The organism is Tatumella sp. UCD-D_suzukii, from assembly GCF_000611875.2.
Lineage (GTDB): Bacteria > Pseudomonadota > Gammaproteobacteria > Enterobacterales > Enterobacteriaceae > Tatumella > Tatumella ptyseos.
Window position 1 is genome coordinate 1 of sequence record NZ_JFJX01000025.1, and the last position, 652, is coordinate 652.

General features: G+C 42.0%; 1 protein-coding gene. It reads right to left on the bottom strand.

Annotation, left to right across the window (positions count from 1 at the left end):
• Window positions 1-519, bottom strand: a 519-nt coding sequence (locus CG67_RS06160) for a phage/plasmid replication protein, II/X family (protein WP_235501108.1), incomplete at its 3' end; no start/stop codon positions are given.
• Between the last annotated feature and the right edge of the window lie 133 nt (window positions 520-652).

The following is a 652-nucleotide window of genomic DNA, read 5'->3' on the forward strand; positions in this document are numbered from 1 at the left end:
GTTGGATACATTGCGCAAGAAAGAAATCACCTGGTTAGCAATGTGATCATTTGCGACTTTTGCACTGAAAGTTACATCTATGCGACCAACTACCGTATTAGTTACATCACACAAATCATAGAGTTCAGGCATAGCAGCAGCAAAGGCACCGAAAAATTCCAGACCGCACAACTCAAAAGATGTAGGCCCAAAAATATTGTGACCTTGTAACAATTTAGCCGGAGATGCTTTCAGCTCTACACATGGCTCGAAATTCTTACCGCCCTCAAAAATTTTCAATGCGATCCCAGCATAATGCGAAGGGAGAGATTCGTAAGGATGCTTAAGCCCCGATACAGTCAAATCACCATCAATGGCGTATTCTACTGTATGGGCGGCAAGAGTCAGACCAGAAAGGCGGTCAACCTCAGCAAGGTTCACATGGGAAACATAATTTCCCTGTGAATCAAGACGCTCCGATACAAGAGAGCTTTTAAACGGTATCCTTAAGACCAGCATATCAATCATGACTTCAAGCACTCAAACACTCACCATGTGCGTAATGTAGCACATGTAATTCCCAACGCAACTATTTGTAAAGATATTATAGGATTTATCTAATGGATGCAGCCGCTAAAAAAGGTAGTCGAACTACAGTAACAATCAATAGACA